We start from the raw sequence: 23465 nt of genomic DNA on the forward strand, positions 1-23465 counted from the left end.
TCCACCCCGCGCGTTCAACCCGACGTCACGCCGCCTGGCGGGCGTCGGCGAAATCCGGATAAAAGCGCTTCATCATCCGGTCCACATAGGGTTTGAGGTTGGCGCAGGATTCCGCCGCCTTCCGGAGGTCGGAGTCGAAAAACGGCGTCATGATGCTGGCCAGCATGCCGAAGGCGGTGGCGTCGGCGCCGCAAGATGTCTCGCCCAGCAGATAGGGCTTGTCGCCCAGCAGCTGCGAGAAGGAATAAAGCGAGCGCGTGCCGAGGAAGAGGATGTCGTCATCCCCGTGCCGGCCGATCCCATGCCCATGCAGCCGCTGCTTCACTTCGGCCAGGGTGTCGTTGCGCAGCTTCTCGCGGATCGCTTCCGGCGCATCGTCGAAGAAATGCGCCGGGCCCTTGGCGAAATTGACCGGATCGAGCCAGCGGTACTTGGTCATGGCCCAGCCCAGATGATCTTCCAGCATGCGCTCGACCGCCCAGGCCAGGGCCCGCTGTTCGACGGAATAGCCGGCATCGAAATCGACGCCATAGGACCATTCGAGATGTTGCCGGATGAAGGTCGAATCCGGCACGATTGCGGCACCATCCTTGATGTAGGGCAGCTTGCCCTTGGGTGCCGCGTGAAAGCCGGTGAAGTCCTTTTCATAGGGAAGCCCCGCCATCTTCAGCTGGACTTCGGTTTTCAGGCAATAGGGGCTCACCTCGGGCAGATCGAACCCCGGGCCGAAGGAATAAAGGACGATCGGGCTGGCAGGGACTGATTTGGTCATGGATGGATCCTCTCATTTTCTCAGCAGGGATTTCTCTTTGGCGATGCCCAACCTTTACTGCCACCCTGCTGCCAGCCTAGTGTCAGCAGCGAGAGAACGAACGAGGAAGAGTCCATGCGCCGCGCCGACCGGCTGTTTCAGATCATCCAGATCCTGCGCCGGCACCGGAAGCCGCTGACCGCCGACGCCATCGCCATGGAGCTTGAGACTTCCAAGCGCTCGATCTATCGCGATATCGCCACCCTGATGGCCCAGCGCGTGCCGATCCGGGGCGAGGCGGGGGTGGGTTATGTGCTGGAAGGCGGCTATGACCTGCCGCCCCTGATGCTGACCGCCGACGAGCTGGAGGCGGCGGTCCTGGGCGCGCAGCTGGTCCAGCTGCGCGGCGACAAGGGCCTGGCGCGGGCCGCCGAGGATCTTATCGCCAAGATCGCCGCCGCCGTGCCGGAGCGCCTGCGGCCCATTGTGCTGGAACCGGCCAGCCTCACCCCGCCGGGCAAGCCCCTGCCCGAGGACCGGGTGGACGTGGCCGGCATCCGCGCCGCCATTCATGGCGGCCGGAAGCTGATGCTGGACTATCGCGACGAACAGAACCGGCCGACCCAGCGCTGTGTCTGGCCGATCACCATCGGCTACATGGAAACCGTGCGCATGTTGATTGCCTGGTGCGAACTCAGGCAGGATTTCCGCCATTTCCGTACCGACCGCATCCACGGTGTCACGATGCTGGAGGACCGCGTGCCGGAACGCCCCGCCGTCCTGCGTGCCAAATGGCGCAAGACCGTGCGGGACCGGCCGGCACCGACGGACCGCCAGACGGGTGCGGCAGGATGAAGCTTGACACAAGACTTCAACACTAACTAAGTGTAGTTACAGTTCAGCCCTGCAAAATGAGAGAAAGCCCACCGTGAACACAGCGCATAAGCCCAGTTTCGTTGACCTGTTCACCCCGAAACTGATGACTGTGCTGCGCGAGGGGTATCGGCTGGGCGATTTCCGGGCCGATGCCATTGCTGGGCTCACGGTCGCCATCGTGGCTCTGCCGCTGTCCATGGCCATCGCCGTGGCCTCAGGCGTCACGCCGGACCGCGGCCTCTATACCGCCATCATCGGCGGTTTTTTTATCTCCGCGCTGGGTGGCAGCCGCTTCCAGATCGGCGGTCCCGCCGGCGCCTTCATCGTGCTGGTGGCGGCGACCGTCGCGGTCCACGGTGTCGACGGGCTGGTACTGGCGGTGCTGATGTCCGGCATCATCCTGCTGGCAACCGGCCTGCTGCGCCTTGGCACCTTCGTCAAATATATCCCCTACCCCGTGACGATCGGCTTCACCGCCGGCATCGCGGTCATCATCTTCGCCAGCCAGATCAAGGATTTGCTCGGCCTGACCCTAGCCGGCGGCGAGCCCGGCGAACTGATCCACAAGGTTCCGGCCCTGGCCGGAGCGCTGCAGAGCTTCAACGCGGCGGCCTTCGCCCTGGCCCTCGTCACCATCGTGCTGATCGTCGGCTTCCGCCGCTATCGGCCAAGCTGGCCGGGCCTGCTCATCGCGGTGACGGTGGCCTCCGTCGGCGCTGCCCTGCTGGGCTTGCCGGTGGAAACGATCGGCACGCGCTTCGGCGGCATTCCCAATGTACTGCCGCTGCCCTCGCTGCCGCCCATCACCTACGACCGCATCGTCGAAATGCTGCCGGCGGCGCTCTCCTTCGCTCTTCTGGGTTCCATTGAAAGCCTGCTCTCCGCGGTCGTCGCGGACAGCATGACCGGCCGCCGCCACCGGTCGAATTGCGAACTGGTGGCGCAAGGCATCGCCAACATCGCGGCCTCGCTCTTCGGCGGGATATGCGTCACCGGCACCATCGCGCGCACGGCCACCAATGTGCGGGCCGGTGCCCGCGGGCCCGTTTCCGGCATGCTGCATGCTGCGTTCCTGCTGCTCTTCATGCTGGTGGCGGCGCCGCTCGCCTCCTACATTCCCCTGGCGGCCCTGGCCGGTGTGCTGGCGACGGTCGCCTGGAACATGGCGGAAAAGCATGCCTTCACGGCGCTGCTGCGCGCCTCGCGCGCCGACGCATTGGTGCTGATGGCGACCTTTCTCGTCACCATCTTCAGCGATCTCATCGACGGCATTCTCACCGGCTTCTGCCTCAGCGCTCTCCTGATGCTCCATCGCATGTCGCAGGCGGTGGCGGTCGAGACCGCAGCCCATCCGCTCTTTGCCGAAGACCAGGCCGACGATGCCAACGGCGCGCGCGAGCGCTATCAGCCGGCCGAAGGCATGGACCGCGACATCGTCATCTGCCGGATTTCGGGCGCCTTCTTCTTCGGCGCGGCGGCCAGCGTGGGAGCCGCCCTCGACCGCATCGGCGCGCACCCGAAGGCGGTGATCGTCGATTTCGCGGCCGTGCCAATCCTCGATTCGACCGCCGCGGCCACGCTCGAGGCCTATCTCACCAAGGCACACCGGCGCGGTGCCAACATCTTCATCGCCGCCGCCGACACGTCGGTGCGGCGCACGTTGAAATCCTTCGGCGTCAAGCGGCCGATGGTCCGCTTCGCCGCCGACCTCACGCACGCGCTCAATGCGGCACGGGCCGAGATCAAGGCCGCCGAGACTAAAGCCGCGGCCTGACCACCTTGCGGTAGAGATGCCAGGTCGCGTGACCGAGCAGCGGCATCACCACGATAAGGCCGGCCAGGAAGGGCAGCGACCCCAGGACCAGGGCACCTGCCACGACGATTCCCCAGGCCGCCATCGGCACCGGGTTCATCGCCACCGCGCGGAAGGATGTGCGGATCGCGGTGCCGAGCCCCACATCGCGGTCGAGCAGCAGCGGGAAGGACACGACACTTATCGCCAGAGCCAGGCAGGCAAAGAGGAAGCCAGTGCCGCAGCCGACCGCGATCAAGGTCCAGCCGGCCTCCGTCATGAGAACGTCATAGAGGAAGGCGCCCAGATTGAGCGGCTGCTCCGGGCCCATGATGGCGGTGTAGAGTGCCCAGGCCGTCGCCATCCACATCACGAAGACGGCGCAGAGAATGAGGCCCAGCAGCACGATGCTGCCGATGGCTGGGGAATAGAGCACCGTGAACGCGTTGCGCCAGCTTGCCTTGACGCCCAGTTCGCGCTGCCGGCTCATCTCGTAGAGGCCAAGGCCGGCAAAGGGGCCGATCAGCGCGAAGCCGGAAATCATCGGAAAGAGCAGCGGCAGCATGTCATAGCCGAAAACCATACGGGCCATGACGATGCCGATGATCGGATAGATGACGACGAGGAAGAAGACATCGGTGCGATAGGCGCCGAAATCGCTCCAGGCGCGCTGGAATATTTCACGGAAATCGCCGATCTCGATCTGCCGCACATGCGGCACGGTGAGGGCATCCTCATGCGGGCGATTGGCGGACTGGCTCAGCGTCTCGATCGCCTCGGCGCCGTGCCGAATCTGGTCCCAGCCCCATTCCAGGGGATTGCGGATCGTTGTAGCCATAAATGTGCCTCCTCGGATATTTCGGGCGAGGGACGGTCCCGCGTCATGGCGTGAACCGGCTGAGCGCCGGACATGAGGGCGAACCGCGACCCAGGCTCGATAAGCGACACGCGTATGCAACATCGAAAGCATACGCCGATCCGCCGGCCATGTCTCCTAACATGCCACAAGTATTGACTTTTCGGGGACGCTCCCTATTTCTCGCCTCTTGTCGCGCGCACGTCCCCGGCTGGTTCGGCGGGATTGCCGCCGGGGGAATTGATAAATAATCCAACGATTTGAGGACGCAATACGCCCATGATCGAGCTGCTGACCGATCCCAACGTGATCTTGAGCTTCCTGACCCTCGCCGCGCTGGAGATCGTGCTCGGTATCGACAATCTGCTCTTCGTCCAGATCGTTGCCAGCCGCTGTGCGCCCGCGAAACAGATGCTGGCCCGCCGCATCGGCCTGCTCCTGGCGCTGGGCACGCGTCTTTTGCTGCTGGCTTCCATCGCCTGGGTCGCCGGACTCACCACGCCCATCTGGACCATCGACTGGTTCGGGCCGGAGAATGTCTACGACCTTTCCTGGCGCGACGTCATTCTGCTGGGCGGCGGCCTGTTCCTGCTCGCCAAGGCGACCACGGAAATCCATCACCATATCGAAGGTGCCGAGGGAGTCGGGAAGGTGGGCAAGTATATGAGCCTGGCGGCCGCGATCGCGCAGATCGCCATCCTCGACATCGTCTTTTCGCTGGACAGCGTCATCACCGCCGTGGGCATGGCCGATCATCTCTCGGTCATGGTGGCCGCCGTCATCGCGGCGATGATCGTCATGATTCTTGCCGCCGGCCCGGTCGGCAATTTCGTCGACGAGCATCCGACCGTGAAGATGCTGTGCCTCTCCTTCCTGCTCCTCATCGGCGTGGCGCTGCTCGGCGAAGGGCTGCATTTCCACATCCCGAAAGCCTATCTCTACTTCGCCATCGCCTTCTCGGCGCTGGTGGAGTTCCTCAACATGTGGGCAAGGAAGAAGAAGGCGCGCGCGAAGGCGTAGGTGGCGGGGCGGCGGTCAAGTTCGCGAAACGGTCGCGACGCCCGGCGGCGACGCAAGGAAAACCGGCGCTATCTTGGCGCCGCCGCCCGCATCAGGCGATCGTTGATCGCGATTCCCAGCCCCTCGGCCGGGATCGGCATCACGGCTATTCCCGTCACGTCCCGCCGGTCGAGGGCCCGCAACATGGCGAAGAGATTGGCCGCCGCCTCGTTGAGGTTCCCGGCGGCGCTTAGATTCAGCATGATCCTGGCCGGCGGCACGTTCGGTCCGAAAGCAAGCAGCGCTTCGCCTTCGCGTGCGTCCTCCGCGTTCAGTCGCACGGGCCGTTCCGGCGCATAGTGGCTGAGCAGGCGCCCCGGTCCATGAAGCCCGGTCTCGGCATCGCCCACGGACGGCGCGATCTCGATGGCGCGGCCAAGTTCGGCTTCGATCTCCCGCACCGTGATGCCGCCCGGGCGCAGCAGGGCCGGCTTCCCGTCCAGCAGGCTGACGACGGTGGACTCAACGCCGATCTGGCAGGGGCCGCCATCGAGGATCATGGCGACCTTGTCGCCCAAGCCCTCCTCGACATGCTGCGCCGTGGTGGGGCTGATCCGGCCCGACGGATTGGCACTGGGTCCCGCCAGGGGACGATTTCCGATCGCCAGCAAAGCCTGCGCGATGGGATGAGCCGGCACGCGCAGGGCCACGCTGTCGAGCCCGGCGCTGACCAGCAGTGAAAGCGGACATTGCTTTCGGCGCGGCACCACAAGGGTCAAGGGGCCGGGCCAGAATTTCCGCGCGAGTTTCACGCCATCGGATGAAAACTCGCCCAGCTCCGCTGCGGCCGGGAGGCTGCCAACATGAACGATCAGCGGGTTGAATGTAGGCCGTCCCTTGGCGGCGTAGATCGCCGCCACCGCACGGTCGTCGGTGGCATCGCCGCCAAGGCCATAAACGGTCTCTGTCGGGAAGCTCACCAGTTCGCCGCGCTGGATCGCCTTGGCGGCCTCGGCAATATGCTTGAGGTCGGCCGGGACGATCTTCGAAATCATGACCGTCGTCCGCGGGCGATGAAATGCGGGTTGCGGAAGCCGGGCTTGCCATAGGCAAGCGGCACGCCGTCGAGTGTCGCCACGGATCCGCCGGCAGCCAGCAGCACGGCATGGCCGGCCGCCGTATCCCATTCCATGGTCGGGCCGAAACGCGGATAGAGGTCGGCCATTCCTTCCGCGATACGACAGAATTTCAGCGACGAGCCGGCGACGACGGTATCGGCGACATGTTCGCCCAGTTCCTCGACCTTCACCAGTTCCCTGGCCGCATGCGAGCGGCTGATGGTCATGGTGGCCCCGGCGGCGGGCAGCGTCCGTGCGGCAATGGCGGCTTGCGTGCCCGCATGGCGGCGGACGGCCAGGCCGTTGCAGCCGGCATACATCTCGTCCAGTGCCGGCACAAAGACCACACCCAGTACCGGCACGCCGGCCTCGATAAGGGCGATGTTGACGGTGAATTCGCCGTTGCGGGCGATGAATTCCTTGGTGCCGTCCAGCGGATCGACCAGGAAGAAGCGCTGGGCCGCCGTCGCCGGCAACCCTTCCGCCGCGGCCTGTTCCTCGGCGATGACGGGGATCTCCGGCGCGCCCTGGCGAAGGGCCGCCAAGATCAGCTTTTCGGCCGCGACGTCCGCCTCGGTCACTGGGGATTTGTCGGCCTTGCGGCTGGATGCGAAATCGCCGGCATAGACCCGCATGATCGCGGCACCGGCCTCGTAGGCGGCGGCGATCAGTTTGTCGCGTAAAGGAATCTGGTCTTTGGACATGGTCTCGCGGCGGGATTATTGAGCGTTCGGCGCGCTTTCCTAGCCTGTTTGCGGCCAAAACGCCATGCCGGTCGATCGGTCAGCGCGTGCTGGAAGGCCGTGGCGGCGCCGTGGTGGCCGCGCCGGGGAGCGGCGTCGTGTTGGCCGCGCCGGGGAGCGGCGGCGCCGGGTCATTGGCCGTGGCCGATTCCAGCGAGGAGAGCAGACTTGCCAGGGCATCCTGCTGTTCCATGGACAAGGGAGCCATGGCCGGCGTTGCTTCATGCTCGGCCGCCGTCCTGCGCGCTTGCGCGCCCTCGATCAGCTTGGCTTTGGCGTGAAGCGAAATCTTCTGAATGAGGTCGTTGGCATCGATCGGCTTGGCCATGAAATCGTTCATGCCGGCCTCGAGGCAGCGGCGGCGATCGTCCTGCGTGGCGTTGGCGGTGAGCGCGATGATCGGCACCCGCGAGGGGGCGCCGCCCAGTTCGCGGATGCGCCGCGTGGCCTCCAATCCGTCGAGGTCCGGCATGCGCATATCCATCAGGACCACGTCATAGGCGCGGCTGCGCATCGCTTCGATCGCTTCCAGGCCGTTGCCGGCGATATCGGCCCGGGCGCCGGCCCGCGCCAGGATCGCCGTCACCAGCATCTGGTTCACCTGATTGTCCTCGGCCAGCAGGATGCGCAAGGCGCCGCCATCGGCAAAGACGGCGGGCCCGTCGCTGCCATGGCCGCGCCGCGCCGCGGCATGCCGCGATCCATCGATGAGCGCCATCATGCAGGCCAGGAAACTCGACCGGCGCACGGGCTTGGGCAATTGCGCGTCGATCCCTTCATGGACCTCGTGCTGGTCGATGAACAGGGCAGAGGAGGAAAGGACGACATTTTCGACCTTCAGCATGGGCAAGGCGCGCAGGCGACGGACGAAATCGACGCCGGACATGGTCGGCATGACCTGGTCGACGATGGCGAGTGCGATCGGCTCCCTGGGCGGCTGGTCGCGCAATTCGTCGAGTACGATCTCAGGCTCGCTGGCGGTGATCGCGGTGGCACCGATGCTGGCGACATAACGCTCGAAGATCTCGCGGTTGATGGGGTTGTCGTCGACGATCAGGATCTGCCGCCCTTTGAAGGCGGCGGTGATGGCTGCCTGGTCCGGTTGGACCGTGCTGGCCGCGGCCTTGCCCTGCAACGGGCCGAACCAGGCCGTGAACCAGAAGGTCGAGCCGCCCAGAACGCCGGTGCGGGAATCGACGCCGATCGTCCCATGCATCAAATCGACAAGCTGCTTGCAGATGGCAAGGCCCAGGCCGGTACCACCAAAGCGGCGCGTGGTCGAGGCGTCGACCTGGCTGAAGTGATGGAACAGGCGGTTCTGCGCTTCCAGCGGAATGCCGATGCCGGTATCGCGCACGGCGAAACGCAGCTTCGTGTCGCCGGCCGATCGATCGGCCGTTTCCACGATCAGGCTGACACCGCCCACCTCGGTGAACTTGACGGCGTTGCTCAGCAGATTGAGGAGGATCTGGCGCAGGCGACCGGGATCGCCGTTGAGTTTCACCGGTACGTCGGGGGCGATGAAACAGGCAAGCTCGATGCCCTTGGCGTGGGCACGGCTCACCACCAGTTCCAGCACGGAATCGATCTCGGTGCCGATGTCGAAGTCGATATGCTCGATTTCCAGCTTGCCGGTCTCGGCCTTGGCGAAGTCGAGGATGTCGTTGATGATGGCGAGCAAGGCTTCGCCCGATTGCTGCAGCACATCGACATAGTGGCGCTGGCGCTGGTCGAGCGAGGTGTCGGCAAGGAGGCCCGCCATGCCGAGCACGCCGTTCATCGGTGTGCGGATCTCATGGCTCATCATGGCCAGGAACTGCGTCTTGGCGATCGAGGCTTGTTCCGCCACTTCCTTGGCGCTGCGCAGATCGCTGGTCATCGATCGGGCCAGGGCCTCGGCCCGGTAGCGCGCCGCCACCATGAACCACAGTCCCGCTCCGAGCAGGATCGAAATGACCGACCCGCCCAGCATGACGAGAAGCGGCACCGTCTTGGCGCCCGGCGGCGTCAGCGAGGAATGCGCGCGATATTCCAGGCTGAAGCTTTGGCCGGAGAAGATCATGGTATGGGCGCGGCGATAGGTATTGCGGTCTCGCGGCTGCCGCGGCTCCGCCGGATCGGCGCGGACGCGGCGGCTGTCATAGACGAGGCGGTCGGAATCGATGTTGGCGCCAAGATAGAAAGTCACGTCCAGCTCGCTGCCGATATCGAGCAGGGCGCCTTCGATGGCCGTGCCGACGGCGATCGGCATGATCACCCAGCCTTTCAGATTCTCGCGCCGCTCCAGATAGCTGGCCGGCGCCGAATCGCGCGTATAGACCGGCGTGATCATCAGCAGCCCGGGCTGGCTCTGCTTGTTGATGATGATCGGCAGAATGCCGGAAAGCGTCACGCCGCCATTGAGCATGGCCCAGTCGAGCACGCGGCGGCGCGTGGGCTCGCTGCCCATGTCCACGCCGATGACCGTCTGATCCTTGATCATCGATTCGGAGAGGCGGACGATATAGAGCTCGTCATAGGGTTTATTGCTGAATGAGCGGATCTTGAGGGACTCGCCGTTGAGTGCCGCGGCGCGCGTGAGATAGCGATCGAGATCGATGCGCCTGACGCGTTCGACATAGTTGAGGCCGATGCCGCCCGACATTTCGCGCCAGTTGAGGCCCGAGACGAAACGCTGCCAGTCGCGCCGCGTGATGTAGTCGGTCAGCGTCGCCATGCCCATGCCCATGTTGACGACGAGGTTGAAGGACGAGAAACGGTCGCTGAGGCGCTTTTCGAAGCGCTCGATCAGATAGTTGAAGCGCTGCAGGGCGGCGTCTTCCGACTGCTGGTGCAGCAGCATCGCGACATAGAGGCAGAAGAAAATGCCGATCAGGCTGACGGCGACGCTCCAGGCCCAGGCACGGCCGCGCGCGAAGGCGATGCCATGGCCGGCAAGGCCTTGGACTTTCGAACCCGCCTTGCGCGCTGTGGTCGTTCGCTTCAATGGTGCCTCGATCCAGGTCAGCCTATTTTTGCCGAAGATGGTGAAGCAATAGTTAAATAAGATTCTGGGCTATAGCTGATAACTCGCTGAAATCGCGCGGTAATTGTCAGAGTAATGGCAAGCCTGGGCGGCCTGGGGAGGAACGCTCCCGAATTGTCACGGCAACAGGGAATCCAGTTCCTTGCGCAATTCGGCCCGCTGCGGCGCGTCCGGCGGCAGCAGTTCCAGCACCTCGGTCCACAATTTGCGCGCCTCGGCGGTGTCGCCGGCAACCCTTGCGACGAGGCCGCCATAATAGAGGCCCAGCGGATTCTTGGGGTCGAGCGTGCGCACGCGGCCGACCGTTTCGACGAATTCCGGCGGCAGGTAGCGGTCGAGGTCCGAACGGCCGGCGATGATCGCATCGGCATAGTCGAGCTGGACGTCGAGCCGGGCCGGGGCCAGGGCCGCGGCTTTCGCCCAGGCGGCGCGCGCATCGTCGCTGCGCTGCAGGACCTGGTAGGCGCGGGCCAGACGGATCCAGCCGTCGAGGTCGTCGGGGTCGGCTTTGAGCTTTTCAGCCAGGCGTCCGACCATGCCGTTGACGAAGGCTTCGCGCTGCTCGGGCGTCATCGCTTCCGCGGCGGCGATATCGGCCGCACTGGGGCCGGCCGCGCCGTCGCTCATCGGCTTGCCGAGCCGTTCGGCGGCCTTGGCGATATGCGTCTCCAATGTCGTGCGCCAGGGTGCATCCAGCGGCGTGTCCTTTTCCAGCGCCATCCAATCGGTGAGCGCGCCTTCGACATCGCCCGCCTGCGCCCGACCCAGCGCCAGGAAGAAACGCGCGGTCGGATTGCTGGGATCGACGGCCAGCGCCCGACGGAACGTGGCTGCGGCCGCGTCATTCAGTTCGCCGCGATTGGCGATGAGCTGCGCCTGGCCGAAGGCGGCAAGCGTGGCGGCATCCTCGGCACCCAGCGCCACCGCCTTGCCATAGGCCGTGGCCGCATCCTGGGCGCGGCCGGCGGCATCGTAGCCGGCGGCCAGCGCGATCCATGCCTTGGCGGCGGTGGGCCGTGCGGCGACATCGGCCTCCAGGGCGGCGAGTTCGGCGCTGACGGCCGAAGGTTCGGCGGTCTGGGCGACGAAGGGCTGGGCCGGCAGTTCCGGGGCGCCCAGCAGCAGATAGAGGCCGAAGCCCAGCAGCGGCAAGGCGACGGCGGCGGTGATCAGCAGGCCGTGCGACGGCGCACGGCCCGGCTGCCATTGCGGGCCGTTGGTCAGGGCCAGCACGCGGCGTTCGATCTCGGTCTGTGCGAGCTTGGCCTGCTCGGGAGCGATGAGCCCCGCTTCCGCGTCGCGACCCAGTTCCAGCATCTGGTCGCGATAGACGGCGAGGGCGAAGACCGCCTCGTTCTTCACCTTGCGGGTGTAGAAGAGCGGCAACGCCAGCAGCACGGCCGTCGCCAATGTCATCGCAGCAAAGACCAGCCAGACCAGAATCATGCGCCACTCCCGGGTCGGGTGGTTGTGGCGCCATCCTCCTGTTCTGGCAAGCCTTCGGCATCGAGGGCCGCCGCCACCCGGCGCAAATCCTCGGCGCTCAAGCCGGCCTCGGTTGGCGGCGTGCGGTGCCGGAAGAACAGGAAGATGACAAGGCCGCCAAAGCCCAGCAGCAGGAAGGGCCCCGCCCAGAGCAAGGCGGTCGTTGTCTTGAAGGGCGGCTTGAACAGCACGAAATCGCCATAGCGATCGGCGAGATACTGGCGGATCTCGTCATCGCTCCTGCCGGCGGCGATCTCCTCGCGGATCAGGCGGCGCATGTCGCCGGCGATGCCGGCATCCGATTCGTCGATCGATTGCGCCTGGCAGACAACGCAGCGCACGTCCTTCATCAGCCTGCGCGCGCGGGCTTCCAGGTTCGCATCGGGCAGCGGCACGTCGGCTACCTGCGTCTGCGCCATGGCGGGCATCGGTGCCGCCGCCATGAATGCGGCGCTGCCGAGTGCCAGCAGAAGAAGGATGAGGCCGCGGCGCAGCTTCACCGCGTCAATTCCTTGAGCAGCGGTTTCAACTCGCCTTCCAATCGGCTGGGATCGAGCGGCTGTGCGAGGCGATAGCGGATAATGCCGTCGCGGTCGATGACGTAGGTTTCGGGGACTCCGGTCAGGCCGAATTCCATGCCGGCGCGGCCGTCGGCATCGACGCCGATCGCCCGGTAGGGATCGCCGAGTTCCGCGAGGTACTTTTCCGAATCCGCCGGCCGGTCCTTGAAGGCGATGCCGATGACGCGCACACCCGGCAAGGCGGCGAGTTCCTTGATCAGGGGATGCTCGGCCCGGCACGGTGCGCACCAGGAGGCAAAGAAGTTGAGCAGCGTGATTTCGCCCTTGAAATCCTTGGTGGCGACGCCGGTCCTGGATCCCAGGCCTTGCAGCTCGATTGCGGCTGCCGGCTTTCCGATCATGGCGGAGGGCAAAGCGGCGGGATCGCGCGCGGGGTCGAGGCCGCGCCAGAACAATGCCAGGAGAGCGCCCAGGACCAGGACGGGCAGGATGTAGAAAAGGCGGCGCATGGCTGGAATTTCCCTTACTCGGCGGCGGCCGGCTGCGCCACCGGCGCACGGTTCGGGGCGCCGACGCGGTAGCGCCGGTCGCTGATGGAGACGATGCCGCCCAGCACCATCAGCAGGCTGCCGGTCCAGATCCACGGCACCAGCGGCTCCTGATAGATGCGGACCGTCCAGGCGCCTTTTCCATCGCTCTCGCCGATGACGGCATAGAGATCGCCGTAAAGATGCGACTGGATGGCAGCCTCGGTCGTGGGCATCGGCTGCACCATGTACTGGCGCCGCTCGGGGTAGAGGTCGGTATAGGGCCGACCGTCCTTCAGCACCTGGAAGTGCGCCCGTTCGGCGATGTAATTCTCGCCGCGCTCTGGCCCCACGCTTTCAAGACGGTAGGTGAAGTCGCCCACCGTGATGCTGTCCCCCGGCTGCATCTGGCGCACTTCCTCGGCCTTCCAGGCGCTGGCCGCGGTAATGCCGACGATGGCGATGGCGAGCCCCGCATGCGCCAGGCTCATTCCGTAGGCGGCGCGCGGCAGGTGCCAGGCGCGCCGGAAGCTGCCGCCAAGGCCGATGCGGAACAGTTTGATGCGCTCGGCCCATTCGATGAGCGTGCCGGCAAATAGCCAGGCGCCAAGCCCGATGCCCACCGCCGCCACCGCCTGGCGGCCGAAATCGATCCAAAGTGCGATGCCGAGCGCCGCGACGGCGACGATCCCGGCGCCCGTCAGGCGCTGGAGTGCCCCTTTGATGTCGCCGCGCTTCCAGCCCAGCATCGGGCCGATAGCGGTAAGGGCGATGAGCGGCATCACCAGCGGAATGAAGGTCGCGGTGTAATATGGCGTGCCCACCGATACCGAGCCGCCGCCCAGGATATCGAGCGCCAGCGGGTAGAGCGTGCCGAGCAATACAGTGGCGGTCGCCGTGGCCAGCAGCAGATTGTTGAGCATCAAGGCGCCCTCGCGGCTCACCGGCGCGAACAGCCCGCCGGCCTTCAAGGTTGGGGCCCGCCAGGCAAAGAGGGTGAGCGAGCCGCCAAGGGCAAGCCCCAGGATGCCGAGGATGAAGAGGCCGCGCGCCGGATCCTGCGCGAAAGCGTGGACCGAGGTGATGACGCCCGAACGCACCAGGAAGGTGCCCAGCAGCGAGAAGCCGAAGGTGAGGATGGCCAGCAGCAGCGTCCAGGCCTTCAAGGCATCGCGCTTCTCGACGACGATGGCCGAATGAAGAAGCGCCGTCCCCATCAGCCACGGCATGAAGCTGGCGTTTTCGACCGGATCCCAGAACCACCAGCCGCCCCAGCCCAGCTCGTAATAGGCCCAGCGCGCGCCCAGCGCGATGCCGGCGGTAAGGCAGGTCCAGGAGAGCAATGTCCAGGGCCGTACCCAGCGCGCCCAGGCGGCGTCGATCTTGCCTTCGATAAGAGCCGCCACGGCAAAGGAGAAGGCCATCGAAAAGCCGACATAGCCGACATAGAGCATCGGCGGATGGAAGGCGAGGCCCGGATCCTGCAGCAGCGGATTGAGCTCCTGCCCCTCGAACGGCGCCGGATTGAGGCGCGCGAAGGGATTGGACGTGAACAGGGTGAAGAGAATGAAGGCGACGCCGATCATGGCCTGGACGGCCAGTGCCCGTGCCTTGAGGCGTGGCGGCAGATTGTCGCCAAAGAGCGCCACCAGCGCGCCGAAAAAGCTGAGGATCACAACCCAGAGCAGCAGCGAGCCTTCATGCTGGCCCCAGGCCGCTGCGATCTTGTAGATGAGCGGCGTCTGCGAGTGCGAATGCAGATAGACCACCTCGACCGAAAAATCGCTGACCACGAAAGCGTGGACGAGGGCGGCGAAGGAGATCAGCAGAAAGGCGAACTGGCCGAGTGCCGCGGGCTTGGCCAGCGCCATCCAGGCGCGGATGCCGGCTTGTGCGCCGATGAGCGGCAGGGTCGCCTGCGCGAAGGCAAGGACCAGGGCGAGGACGAGCGCAAAATGGCCGATCTCGGTAATCACTGGCCGGCTCCTGTCGTCGCCGGGCTTCCCTCGGTCCCCGCACCTTCCTGCCAGCGGCCGGATTCCTTCAGGGCCTTGGCCACTTCGGGCGGCAGATAATTCTCGTCATGCTTGGCCAGGACCTGGGTGGCGACGAAATTGCCGCTGTCGTTGAAGGCGCCTTCGACGACGACGCCTTGCCCCTCGCGGAACAGATCCGGCAGCACGCCGCGATAGGCGATCTCGGTCGCGGCCTTGAGGTCGGTGACGCGGAAGCTCACCGTGGCGCCGTCATCCAGCTTGCGGACGCTGCCGGTCTCGACAAGGCCGCCGAGACGGATGACCCGCCCGGCCGCCGGCTTTTCAGCGGCGATCTCGCTGGGGCTGAAGAAAAAGACCAGTTCGCGGTCGAAGGCATTCAAGACCAGCGCCGTCGCGATGCCGAGCAGGGCGAGGCTGATGAGGACGAGATAGAGTCGCAGCGTCTTGCGCTTCATATCTTAGGGTTCGTTCCTGCGGGCGGCTTCGAGGGCTGCCTGTTCAAGCGTTGCCAGTGCGCGTTCCACGGCGCGGCGGCGGCGTTGTCCGTCGAACCAGATCGCAGCCAGGATGACGATGGCGGCCCCATAGGCCGGCCAGACATAGGCAGCATAGCCGCCCATCGCAAGGAAGCTGCCGAAATCGGTCATTTGCCGGCACCCATTTCACGCGTACCCATTTGCAGCCGGTCGAACGCCATCAGGCGCTGGTTGCGCAGCCTGGCCTCCATGAGAAGCGTGCGCATGCGCTCGATCGTTGCCGCCAGCATGAAGACATGAAAGGCGACCACCATGGTGAAAAGCGGCCATTGCATGGAGGCATCGATGCTGATCCCGCCCATGCGCACGACCGAGGCCGGCTGGTGCAGCGTGTTCCACCAATCGACCGAGAATTTGATGACCGGCAGGTTGATGAGGCCGACCAGGGCCAGCACCGCCGCCGAGCGCTGGCCGCGGCTCCTGTCGTCGAAGGCACCGAGCAGCGCCATGTGACCCAGGTAAAGGAAGAAGAGCAGCAGGAAGGATGTCAGGCGCGCATCCCAGACCCAATATGTCCCCCACATCGGCTTGCCCCAGAGCGAGCCGGTAACGAGCGCGAGGAGGGTGAAGGCGGCGCCGATCGGCGACATCGCCTCGGCTGCCACATCCGCCAGCGGATGGCGCCAGATCAGCGAGGAGGCGCTGGCCAGCCCCAGCATCAGATAAATGAAAAGGGCCATCCAGGCCGCCGGGACATGCACATACATGATCCGGACGGTCTCCCCTTGCTGGTAATCCGGCGGGGAACCCCACAGGGAAAAATAGAGGCCAAGCGCAAAACCCAGCAAAGTCAAGGCTTTAAGCCAAGGCTGGATCCGATTGGCCAAGCGCAGAAAGCGGCCGGGATTGGCGAAGCGATGCATGGCGGCGGTTATACAAGGCCGGCCACAATCGTGCCAGTGGCAGTGTGAAGCAGGGAATAGGGGAAAGCCCTTATTCCTCCCGGCCTTAGGCGGGAGATTAGAAGGGGCGTCTGCGGCGATTGCGTAAAGGCCCGCCGCTGCAGAAAAGGGGCGATGGCTTTCTGGAAACGTCCCCCGCAAACGCCAAGGGCGCCAGCTTGTGACTGGCGCCCTTGGTTTAACGCTTCAACGAAAGACCGAAAATCGGCCGGTCGGATCCTGCGTCCGCTTACATGCCCTTGTTAAAGGTACCATGCGGCTGGACGATGATATCGACGCGACGGTTTTCCTGGCTCTCGGTGTTGTCCGGACCCTCGGCTTCGCCGACAGCCTTGACCGAGACGTCGGCCGCGAGCGGCACGCCGGCATCGGACATGGCGTCCATGACAGCCTTCGCACGACGCTTCGCCAGGGCGGCGTTCGCGTTGGTCGAACCGACGGTGTCGGTGTAGGCATCGATCTGGACGTGGGCGATCGGGTACTGGCTGAGGAAGTTGCCGGCATCGGTCATCGCGGCGGCTTCGCTCTCGCGGATCTTGGCGCTACCGGTGTCGAAGTAGACCGAGGTCTTCTGCGGGCCGACATCCTGCGGGACGTGCAGCGACTCGAGATACGCAAGACGCGCGCGGATCGGGTCGAGGAAGCGGTTCAGAGCGGCTTCGGCCTTGGCGCGATGCTCGGCGGCTTCTTCCGCGAGCTTCACGCCTTCCTGGCGCAGCGGCAGGTTGGTGTAAAGATAGGGCGCATCGGCATCGATGCTTGCCTTGATTTCCTCAGCCGTGCGGGCCTTGTCGCCAGCTTGGTTGAGGTTGTAGAGCAGCTCACCGAAGTCGCCTTCGTAGGTCTTGTCGACATTCGCCTGAATGTTCGACAGATCCGGCTCGCGGTTCGGCGCGGCGCATGCAGTCACGGCCAACAAAGCCGAACCCAGCAACGCGAGTTTGAAATAACGGTTCATGGTTTAAAACCCCCTGGGACGTTCACGTGAAGAGGTGTGCGATGACAGCGGATCGCAACCGCCCGACATTTCACATGCCGGATGATTAAGCATAAGCCGATTCAACTTAGGGAATCCATGTTGATTCGGGACGTTTACGCGACCTGTGTCAAAATGCCCCCAGTCTGTTGCATGGATGCCACAGACTGGATCATTCGATGGGTTGGTCGTTTGTGGCTTGTTCCGGTTCAAAGGGAACGCAATCCTGTGCCCTGCATCACACGGTTCGGAGCTGCCCGGTCAGGCGTTTTGTTTCTCACTTCAGAACCTGCCTGAGCGCCATGCCCATGGCCCAGGGCACCAGGGCAAGCAGGCCCAGATCGAGCGCCAGCAGCAGCTCCATGGCACCTCTGGGGCTGCGGCCGGCGGCGACGGCCCCGACCGACCCCATGCCGAGAATCAGGATGGGAATAAATAGCGGAAGAATCAGGAAAGCCAGCAGCAGCCCGCCGCGCCGGGCACCCAGGGTGAGGGCGGCGCCAAGCCCGCCCAGCAAGGATAAAGCCGGCGTCACGGCGACCAGCGCCAGCATCAGCATGGGATAAAGCCCGTCAGGCAAATTGAGGAGCAGGCCAAGGAGCGGTGCTGCGGCCAGCAGGGGCAGACCTGTCATCAGCCAATGGGTGGCGACCTTGGCAAGTGCCACCAGTTCCAGGGACAAGGGCGACAAGGCCAGTCCGTCCAGGCTGCCATCCTCGTAATCCGCGCTGAACAGCCGGTCCAGGGACAGAAGCGAGGCGAGTGCCGCCATCGTCATGACGATGCCGGCCGCGATCCGGGCCAGCAAGGCCGGCTCCGGGCCCAAGGCGAAGGGGAAAAGGGCGCCCGCGGCCAGGAAGAACAGCACCACCACCAGCGCATCGATTCCTTGACGGAAACCAAGACGCAAATCGCGGCGTAGAAGGGCGAAAAATGCGGTCATTCTCCAGCCCCCACCCCGGCGTCCGCATACCGGGCCGGACTGCCGAGAACCAGGGTCGTCGCCTGCGCGACGGCCAGATCGTCATGGCTGGAAATGACGGCGACGCCCCCCGCCGCCTGATGGCGCGAGATGAGGTCGAGCACCAGCTTCTGTCCATTGGCATCGAGCGCGGTGCTCGGTTCGTCGAGCAGCCAGATCGGCACGGGCTTCAGGAGCAGGCGCGCCAGGCCGAATCGCCGCCGCTGCCCGGCCGAAAGATGTTGCGCCGGAAAATCGGCGCAGGGGCTTAAGCCCACTTTTGCCAGCGCATTTTCGACCGGCACGGTGGCGCCGATGAGATCGGCCCAGAATTGCAGATTCTCGCGCACCAGCAACTGGCCCTTCAGCGCGTCGAGATGGCCGAGATAGGCAAGATCGGCGCGATAGGCGGCGCGATCGTCGCTGACCTCGCGCCCGCGCCAGAGAAGTGTGCCTTCGGCGGCTGGCAGCAATCCGGCCAGCAGCCGCAGCAAGCTGGATTTGCCGCTGCCATTGGGGCCGCGCAGCATCAGCGCTTGCCCCGGGGCCAGGGTGAAATTGAGCGCGCTGAACAGCATCCGCTCGGCACGCCGGCAGGCAAGGCCGGTGGCTGTGAGGGATTGGTCTGGAGATTTGAGGGTCACTGGGTACACGCCTAAATAAATGCGTCATCCCCGGGCTTGACCCGGGGATCAAGTCCCGCCGCCGAGCCGTTGCCGGCTGATCCCCGGGTCAAGCCCGGGGATGACGATTTCATATAGACCCCAAATCGAAATAGCATCCGCGCTTCCCCCGCGCGCATCATATCACCTTTAAGCGCCTGCGAGGGTCATGCCGTCGATGCGCAGGGTCGGCGCGTTGGTGCCGTATTTGAAGACCAGATCGTCGGCCGGCGTGATCGCCTTGAACATGTCCTTGAGATTGCCGGCGATGGTCACTTCCGAGACGGGATAGGCAAGCACGCCATTCTCGATCCAGAAGCCGGCGGCACCGCGGCTGTAATCGCCGGTGACGCCGTTGACACCCGACCCGATCAGCTCGGTCACATAGAGGCCTTGTTTGATTTCGCCGATCAGCTTTTCGCGGCTGATTTTGCCCGCCGCCATATGCACATTGGCGGGTGACGGCGAAGGCGGGCTCGACGTGCCGCGCGATGCGTGGCCATTGGAAACAAGGCCAAGCTGTCGTGCCGACCGGCAATCGAGCAGCCACATGGTAAGGCGGCCATTGTCGATCAGCTTCGCCTGGGTCGTCGGCAGGCCTTCGCCGTCGAAAGGACGCGAGCGCAGGCCGCGCTGGCGGTGCGGATCGTCGATGATATCGATGCCGGGGGCGAAGACATCCTTGTTCAGATGATCCTTCAGGAACGAAGTGCCGCGGGCGATGCCGGCGCCGTTGATGGCGCCCACCAGATGGCCGACGATCGAATTGCTGATGCGCGGATCGAATATGATCGGCACCACCGCCGTCTTGGCCTTGCGCGGATTGAGGCGCCGCACGGCACGCTCGCCGGCCGATTTGCCGAGTCTCACCGGATCGTCGAGGTCGGCGAGATAGACGGTCGAGCTGTAATCGTAGTCGCGCTCCATGCCCGTGCCTTCGCCGGCCAGGACCGAGACGGAAAGGCCGAAATGGCTGCTGGCATAGGCGCCCTCAAAGCCGTTGCTGGCGGCGATGGCGACGTCGGATCGGCCATAGCCGGCCTCGGCACCTTCGGAATTGGTCACACCCTTGACGCCGCGGGCGGCATCTTCGGCGGCGCGCACCAGCTCCGTGAGCAGCGCTTCGCTGGGTTCGGCCGTGTCGCAGAGGTCGAGCCTGGGCCAGTCCTTGGCCAACTGGCCGGGCTCGGCGAGGCCGCAGAACGGGTCTTCCGGCACCGCTTTGGCCATGGCGACGGCGCGGGCGGCCAGTTCTTCCACGGATGCCTTGGTGAAATCGCTGGTCGAAACGATCGCCTGGCGTTTGCCGACGAAGACGCGCAGGCCCAGATCCTGGCTTTCCGCCCGTTCCAGTTTCTCCTTGGCGCCAAGCCTTTCGCCGACCGAGAGCGAGATGCTGCTGCCGATCACGGCATCGGCCGCATCGGCGCCGGCCGATTTCGCTTTGGCAAGAACGGTATCGAGAAGGGCAAGCTGGTCGGTGCTGGTCATGCTGGCTTTCGCAAGTCGGAGGGGATGTCGTCGGGCGGGCCCCATAGATGGTTCCCGCCGCGAGGTTCCGCAAGCTGAGACAAAGCGCTGCAAAAGACAAGCCTTGGCCGTTTGGAACCCGCCCGTTGGAGATCGCCACCCGTCGCGAAGAGGGCTGCGTCATACGCGCGGCTTCTTCGCCTTGGCGCTGACCGCCGACATCCAGCCGATGGCGAGGGATTGGCTGTCATGAATTTCAGGAGACTGTCGGCCCGCGCGCGCGATCGTCGTCATGCCGATGATCCTGTCGGCCATCGTCCGGCGAATCGTCGCTTTGCTGGTTGAAATGCCCGAAACCGGCGCGGTTGCGCGCCGATGAGTGGTATTTACGCCAGGATTTACCACCCGTTAAGGTTTGACGCCCCACACTTGGCGGTGTTGTCGGTCAAATGTTCTGTTCCACATCGGTTGCAAGACCGTTGGCCGGTGCCGGAACGAAGGAGGCGCGCGTGCAGGAGCAAGGCGTCGATTTACCGGACCAGAATGCTGGGGCTGCGGATTCTGTGAAACCCGACCGCGCGCGTTTCGATCTTGTCGGCGCGGCGCGGCCGGCCTTCCGTTCGCAGCGTGCCGAGGCGCTCTATCGCTACTGGCGGACGCGGCGCGAAGACGGTCTGCCCCGGCGCGCCGATATCGAACCCGCCGACATCAAGTCGCTATTGCCCTATGTGCTGATCGTCGACATTCACCAAGACCCGTTCCGCATCTATTACCGGTTGGTCGGTACGGCGGTGGCGCATTTCTCCGGTCTCGATTTCACCGGCACGTTTCTCGACGAACTCGCGTTCGACATCTGCGCCACCGACGATCTGCACAATGCCTACCGCTCGGTCTGCGAGACGCGGAAACCCGGCATCGGCATGGCCTTCGCGCAGCTCAACCACCAATCGGCGCTCGACGTGGAATATGTCATCTGCCCGCTGGTCGATGAGGCGAACGATGTCAGGCAATGCCTGGTGCTGGAAGATTATGTCGCCAAGACCGGCACCGAATTCGGCCGCCTGCGCCTGGCGCGGCCGGCGTAGAACTCAGCCGCCCCACGATCACGTTTTCGTGATGGTGCTGCCCTGACGGGTGGCGCATTGCCATCTTTAGAAAAGATGGAGAGGGCCGCCGGATGCGACTGAAGCTCACACCTGCATATGGTGCGATCGCACTGCCGCTGCTGGTGGCGCTGGCAATCCCGGTTGCCGCCGACAGCGGTCAGCTGCGCGACCCCACGCGTTGCGGCCAAGGGAACGCCAATTGCCGCAACCTGCCGCCGTCGGCCAACGATCGCCCCAGCAACGAGCAGCGCCCGCCGTCTCGCGACCAGAAGCGGAATGTCGGCGAGAAACCAGGCCTGATGCGCACCTCTCCGCTACCCAGCGAGGGATTGCAGCGCAATACGGAATCGCCCGGCTCGACCGGGCTCGACAAGGGGTCGACCGGTATCAGCCAGCCGCCCCGAAAACGTATTTCACATTGAAGTCCGGTATATCGATGGCCGGAACCCGCTCCGGTCGCCGGCTGTTTCTCCGTCATGCCACTCCACCCAGCATAAGGGAGGTGCATGATGCGATTGACTTATGTGACCGCCGCCTTGCTTTTTGGACTCGCCGCCCTTCCGACCGCCGCGGCACATGGCGGGCTGCAGGGTGGAATGCCGGCGCCGGCCGCGTGGCAGACGACGACGGAAAGCGCCGATCTCGGCACCGTATCGGAACTGGAAGCCAAGCTGTGGGTGCTCAATGCCGGCTATGACCAGGTCTCGGGTCTTACCCGCGACGGCACGATATTCTATCGCGGCACCGCATTGCTGGATGGCGACAAGTATGACGTGGTGGTGGATGCGGCAGGCAATGTACTGGGGATCAAGGAATAGGTTTGTCGTTGCGATGCTGCTGGCGCTCCCGCTGCTGGCGCCTTCCGGGGTGCCGGCCATGGCGCAGAACAATACGGGCTATCCCAGCGGCACCGACTGCGCGGACCTGATCGAGCCGCGGCGGTCGGCCTGTATCGACGCGTTCGACCCGCGGCCCAACCCGCGCGAGATCGTGCCCCGCCCGAAATACGATGGCCTGAAATCCGATGGCCTGAAATCCAACGCGTTGCGACCGCCGGCCCCGCGCTCGCTGGGCCATGACGTGATGCCGACCGATCCAAAGGTGCCGCACACCGTGCCGCCGCCGATGCTGCGGGGGCAGCACAAATAGTCAGTACCTGTTGCGGGCGCCGAGCAGGGCGAGCGCTTCGGCATCGCCGATGAGAGTCGGCCGGTGCCGCCTGCCAGCACGACAAGCTCGGAAGGGGCGGCAAGGTGTCGCTCCAGCTGAGGATCCTTGGGCGAGCAGTGCCGGACGCTGAGCCCGCCGGCCTCCAGGGCCGCCGTCAGTTCCTCGGACGACAGCGCACCGGCGCCGGCGGATCTGTTATGGATGAGAAGTGCCCGCATGGAATCAGCAACAAGCCGGGGCCTGCCGCGTTCCCGAAGGACAAGACGGAGAAAGGCCGCGATCGCGGTCCCGGGGAGAAAATGCCGCCCTGGAATCTCCGTTCCAGGGCGGCCCGCGATATCCGGATTCCCGGACCGCTACTTAGGATTCCGTTATCGAAAATGCCGCTATCCAGGATTCCGCCACTTCAGGGCAGCAGCACCTTATCGATGACATGGATGATGCCGTTCGACTGGCGCACGTCGGCGATGGTGACCATCGACATGTTGCCCTTGGCATCGGTGATGCCGATGCCGTTCCCCATCATTTCAAGGGTGATGTTTTCGCCATTCACCGTCTTCAGCATCGCCTTGCCCTTGTTGGCGGCGATGTCGGCCAGCAGCGACTTCGCATCCAGCGTGCCGGGCACGACGTGATAGGTGAGGACCGAACCAAGGGTCGGCTTGTTCTCCGGCTTCAGCAGCGTCTCCACCGTGCCGGCGGGCAGCTTGTCGAAGGCGGCGTTGGTCGGTGCGAAGACAGTGAAGGGGCCGGGACCGGAAAGAGTATCGACCAGGTCCGCCGCCTTCACGGCCGCCACCAGCGTGGTGTGGTCCTTCGAGTTCATTGCATTCTCGACGATGTTCTTCGACTGGTACATCGGTGCGCCGCCAACCATCGGGTTCTCGGCCGTGTTGGCGCTGCTGCAGCCGGCCGCAATCGCGCACGCCAGCATCGTGCCCAGGATCTTCGCTTTCATGGTGCCTTCCTCTGATGAGTGATGTGAAGCCTGC

Annotated in this window: 25 protein-coding genes; 7 read left to right on the forward strand and 18 right to left on the reverse strand. The window is 65.0% G+C overall.

Annotation, left to right across the window (positions count from 1 at the left end; genetic code table 11):
- Positions 1-25: 25 nt before the first annotated feature.
- On the reverse strand, positions 26-772 hold the full coding sequence (locus ACE3TY_RS13995; protein WP_374653950.1) for a glutathione S-transferase family protein: 747 nt from the start codon (positions 770-772) through the stop codon (positions 26-28).
- Between the two features lie 114 nt (positions 773-886).
- Here ACE3TY_RS13995 and ACE3TY_RS14000 point away from each other — a divergent pair, with 114 nt between their 5' ends.
- Entirely contained in the window at positions 887-1606 is a 720-nt protein-coding gene (locus ACE3TY_RS14000; RefSeq protein WP_374653952.1) for a helix-turn-helix transcriptional regulator, read from the forward strand.
- A 73-nt stretch (positions 1607-1679) separates the two neighbouring features.
- On the forward strand, positions 1680-3401 hold the full coding sequence (locus tag ACE3TY_RS14005) for a SulP family inorganic anion transporter (protein WP_374653954.1): 1722 nt from the start codon (positions 1680-1682) through the stop codon (positions 3399-3401).
- Here ACE3TY_RS14005 and ACE3TY_RS14010 read toward each other — a convergent pair.
- Complete coding sequence (locus tag ACE3TY_RS14010) at positions 3385-4257, reverse strand: DUF2189 domain-containing protein (protein WP_374653956.1); 873 nt, start codon at positions 4255-4257, stop codon at positions 3385-3387. The two genes, ACE3TY_RS14005 and ACE3TY_RS14010, sit on opposite strands and share 17 nt — an antisense overlap.
- A 297-nt stretch (positions 4258-4554) precedes the next feature.
- Here ACE3TY_RS14010 and ACE3TY_RS14015 point away from each other — a divergent pair, with 297 nt between their 5' ends.
- Positions 4555-5295 carry a TerC family protein gene (locus ACE3TY_RS14015; protein WP_374653958.1) on the forward strand — a complete coding sequence of 247 codons (741 nt, stop codon included), beginning with the start codon at positions 4555-4557 and terminating at the stop codon, positions 5293-5295.
- A gap of 68 nt (positions 5296-5363) precedes the next feature.
- On the opposite strand, the gene ACE3TY_RS14020 is transcribed toward ACE3TY_RS14015, so the two are convergent.
- From ACE3TY_RS14020 to ACE3TY_RS14090, 15 genes are all read right to left on the reverse strand, one after another.
- Positions 5364-6329 (reverse strand): L-threonylcarbamoyladenylate synthase, encoded by a 966-nt coding sequence (locus tag ACE3TY_RS14020; RefSeq protein WP_374653960.1) that lies wholly within the window; start codon positions 6327-6329, stop codon positions 5364-5366.
- Positions 6326-7096: a 3'(2'),5'-bisphosphate nucleotidase CysQ gene (cysQ, locus tag ACE3TY_RS14025; protein WP_374653962.1), complete on the reverse strand. Its 771-nt coding sequence runs from the start codon at positions 7094-7096 to the stop codon at positions 6326-6328. Before cysQ ends, ACE3TY_RS14020 begins: the two co-directional genes overlap by 4 nt.
- Before the next feature lie 79 nt (positions 7097-7175).
- A complete protein-coding gene (locus tag ACE3TY_RS14030; RefSeq protein ID WP_374653964.1) occupies positions 7176-10121 on the reverse strand; it encodes a response regulator in 2946 nt (981 codons plus the stop codon).
- A gap of 156 nt (positions 10122-10277) precedes the next feature.
- Positions 10278-11606: a c-type cytochrome biogenesis protein CcmI gene (gene ccmI / locus ACE3TY_RS14035; protein ID WP_374653966.1), complete on the reverse strand. Its 1329-nt coding sequence runs from the start codon at positions 11604-11606 to the stop codon at positions 10278-10280.
- On the reverse strand, positions 11603-12145 hold the full coding sequence (locus ACE3TY_RS14040; RefSeq protein ID WP_374653968.1) for a cytochrome c-type biogenesis protein CcmH: 543 nt from the start codon (positions 12143-12145) through the stop codon (positions 11603-11605). The genes ccmI and ACE3TY_RS14040 overlap by 4 nt, the downstream gene beginning before the upstream one ends.
- Positions 12142-12675 carry a DsbE family thiol:disulfide interchange protein gene (locus ACE3TY_RS14045; protein WP_374653970.1) on the reverse strand — a complete coding sequence of 178 codons (534 nt, stop codon included), beginning with the start codon at positions 12673-12675 and terminating at the stop codon, positions 12142-12144. Before ACE3TY_RS14045 ends, ACE3TY_RS14040 begins: the two co-directional genes overlap by 4 nt.
- Before the next feature lie 14 nt (positions 12676-12689).
- Positions 12690-14669, reverse strand: coding sequence for a heme lyase CcmF/NrfE family subunit (locus ACE3TY_RS14050; RefSeq protein ID WP_374653972.1), 1980 nt, complete (start codon positions 14667-14669; stop codon positions 12690-12692).
- Positions 14666-15145 (reverse strand): cytochrome c maturation protein CcmE, encoded by a 480-nt coding sequence (ccmE, locus tag ACE3TY_RS14055; protein WP_374653974.1) that lies wholly within the window; start codon positions 15143-15145, stop codon positions 14666-14668. Before ccmE ends, ACE3TY_RS14050 begins: the two co-directional genes overlap by 4 nt.
- Positions 15146-15148: 3 nt before the next feature.
- Positions 15149-15337, reverse strand: coding sequence for a heme exporter protein CcmD (ccmD, locus tag ACE3TY_RS14060; RefSeq protein WP_374653976.1), 189 nt, complete (start codon positions 15335-15337; stop codon positions 15149-15151).
- Complete coding sequence (locus ACE3TY_RS14065; protein WP_374653978.1) at positions 15334-16089, reverse strand: heme ABC transporter permease; 756 nt, start codon at positions 16087-16089, stop codon at positions 15334-15336. The genes ccmD and ACE3TY_RS14065 overlap by 4 nt, the downstream gene beginning before the upstream one ends.
- 268 nt (positions 16090-16357) lie before the next feature.
- On the reverse strand, positions 16358-17086 hold the full coding sequence (locus tag ACE3TY_RS14070) for an OmpA family protein (RefSeq protein WP_374653980.1): 729 nt from the start codon (positions 17084-17086) through the stop codon (positions 16358-16360).
- A 295-nt stretch (positions 17087-17381) separates the two neighbouring features.
- Positions 17382-18047 carry a heme exporter protein CcmB gene (gene ccmB / locus ACE3TY_RS14075; protein WP_374653982.1) on the reverse strand — a complete coding sequence of 222 codons (666 nt, stop codon included), beginning with the start codon at positions 18045-18047 and terminating at the stop codon, positions 17382-17384.
- A complete protein-coding gene (gene ccmA / locus ACE3TY_RS14080; protein WP_374653984.1) occupies positions 18044-18709 on the reverse strand; it encodes a heme ABC exporter ATP-binding protein CcmA in 666 nt (221 codons plus the stop codon). Before ccmA ends, ccmB begins: the two co-directional genes overlap by 4 nt.
- Positions 18710-18877: 168 nt before the next feature.
- Positions 18878-20218: a TldD/PmbA family protein gene (locus tag ACE3TY_RS14085; protein WP_374653986.1), complete on the reverse strand. Its 1341-nt coding sequence runs from the start codon at positions 20216-20218 to the stop codon at positions 18878-18880.
- 159 nt (positions 20219-20377) lie between these two features.
- On the reverse strand, positions 20378-20512 hold the full coding sequence (locus ACE3TY_RS14090; protein ID WP_374653988.1) for a hypothetical protein: 135 nt from the start codon (positions 20510-20512) through the stop codon (positions 20378-20380).
- Positions 20513-20706: 194 nt separating this feature from the next.
- Here ACE3TY_RS14090 and ACE3TY_RS14095 point away from each other — a divergent pair, with 194 nt between their 5' ends.
- From ACE3TY_RS14095 to ACE3TY_RS14110, 4 genes are all read left to right on the forward strand, one after another.
- A complete protein-coding gene (locus ACE3TY_RS14095) occupies positions 20707-21282 on the forward strand; it encodes a PAS domain-containing protein (protein WP_374653990.1) in 576 nt (191 codons plus the stop codon).
- A 92-nt stretch (positions 21283-21374) separates the two neighbouring features.
- Complete coding sequence (locus tag ACE3TY_RS14100; protein WP_374653992.1) at positions 21375-21725, forward strand: hypothetical protein; 351 nt, start codon at positions 21375-21377, stop codon at positions 21723-21725.
- Between the two features lie 84 nt (positions 21726-21809).
- The gene (locus ACE3TY_RS14105) at positions 21810-22121 is read left to right on the forward strand and encodes a hypothetical protein (protein WP_374653994.1); all 312 of its coding nucleotides are present in this window, start codon (positions 21810-21812) and stop codon (positions 22119-22121) included.
- 13 nt (positions 22122-22134) lie between these two features.
- A complete protein-coding gene (locus tag ACE3TY_RS14110; protein WP_374653996.1) occupies positions 22135-22452 on the forward strand; it encodes a hypothetical protein in 318 nt (105 codons plus the stop codon).
- A gap of 427 nt (positions 22453-22879) precedes the next feature.
- Here the strand turns inward: ACE3TY_RS14110 and ACE3TY_RS14115 are convergent, their stop codons facing one another.
- Positions 22880-23431, reverse strand: a complete 552-nt coding sequence (locus ACE3TY_RS14115) for a fasciclin domain-containing protein (protein ID WP_374653998.1) — start codon at positions 23429-23431, stop codon at positions 22880-22882.
- Positions 23432-23465: the final 34 nt, after the last annotated feature.

It is taken from the genome of Dongia sp., from assembly GCF_041918875.1.
Lineage (GTDB): Bacteria > Pseudomonadota > Alphaproteobacteria > Dongiales > Dongiaceae > Dongia.

Excerpts from the sequence above, each read along its gene's own strand:
- ccmE (WP_374653974.1), bottom strand. The coding sequence starts at position 15,145 with ATGAAGCGCAAGACGCTGCGACTCTATCTCGTCCTCATCAGCCTCGCC.
- cysQ (WP_374653962.1), bottom strand. The coding sequence starts at position 7,096 with ATGTCCAAAGACCAGATTCCTTTACGCGACAAACTGATCGCCGCCGCC.
- ccmI (WP_374653966.1), bottom strand. The coding sequence starts at position 11,606 with ATGATTCTGGTCTGGCTGGTCTTTGCTGCGATGACATTGGCGACGGCC.
- ACE3TY_RS14110 (WP_374653996.1), top strand. The coding sequence starts at position 22,135 with ATGCTGCTGGCGCTCCCGCTGCTGGCGCCTTCCGGGGTGCCGGCCATG.
- ACE3TY_RS14015 (WP_374653958.1), top strand. The coding sequence starts at position 4,555 with ATGATCGAGCTGCTGACCGATCCCAACGTGATCTTGAGCTTCCTGACC.
- ACE3TY_RS14020 (WP_374653960.1), bottom strand. The coding sequence starts at position 6,329 with ATGATTTCGAAGATCGTCCCGGCCGACCTCAAGCATATTGCCGAGGCC.
- ccmB (WP_374653982.1), bottom strand. The coding sequence starts at position 18,047 with ATGACCGCATTTTTCGCCCTTCTACGCCGCGATTTGCGTCTTGGTTTC.
- ACE3TY_RS14065 (WP_374653978.1), bottom strand. The coding sequence starts at position 16,089 with ATGCATCGCTTCGCCAATCCCGGCCGCTTTCTGCGCTTGGCCAATCGG.
- ACE3TY_RS14000 (WP_374653952.1), top strand. The coding sequence starts at position 887 with ATGCGCCGCGCCGACCGGCTGTTTCAGATCATCCAGATCCTGCGCCGG.
- ACE3TY_RS14090 (WP_374653988.1), bottom strand. The coding sequence starts at position 20,512 with ATGGCCGACAGGATCATCGGCATGACGACGATCGCGCGCGCGGGCCGA.
- ACE3TY_RS14085 (WP_374653986.1), bottom strand. The coding sequence starts at position 20,218 with ATGACCAGCACCGACCAGCTTGCCCTTCTCGATACCGTTCTTGCCAAA.
- ACE3TY_RS13995 (WP_374653950.1), bottom strand. The coding sequence starts at position 772 with ATGACCAAATCAGTCCCTGCCAGCCCGATCGTCCTTTATTCCTTCGGC.
- ACE3TY_RS14070 (WP_374653980.1), bottom strand. The coding sequence starts at position 17,086 with ATGAACCGTTATTTCAAACTCGCGTTGCTGGGTTCGGCTTTGTTGGCC.
- ACE3TY_RS14115 (WP_374653998.1), bottom strand. The coding sequence starts at position 23,431 with ATGAAAGCGAAGATCCTGGGCACGATGCTGGCGTGCGCGATTGCGGCC.
- ACE3TY_RS14105 (WP_374653994.1), top strand. The coding sequence starts at position 21,810 with ATGATGCGATTGACTTATGTGACCGCCGCCTTGCTTTTTGGACTCGCC.
- ACE3TY_RS14010 (WP_374653956.1), bottom strand. The coding sequence starts at position 4,257 with ATGGCTACAACGATCCGCAATCCCCTGGAATGGGGCTGGGACCAGATT.
- ccmD (WP_374653976.1), bottom strand. The coding sequence starts at position 15,337 with ATGACCGATTTCGGCAGCTTCCTTGCGATGGGCGGCTATGCTGCCTAT.
- ACE3TY_RS14100 (WP_374653992.1), top strand. The coding sequence starts at position 21,375 with ATGCGACTGAAGCTCACACCTGCATATGGTGCGATCGCACTGCCGCTG.
- ACE3TY_RS14045 (WP_374653970.1), bottom strand. The coding sequence starts at position 12,675 with ATGCGCCGCCTTTTCTACATCCTGCCCGTCCTGGTCCTGGGCGCTCTC.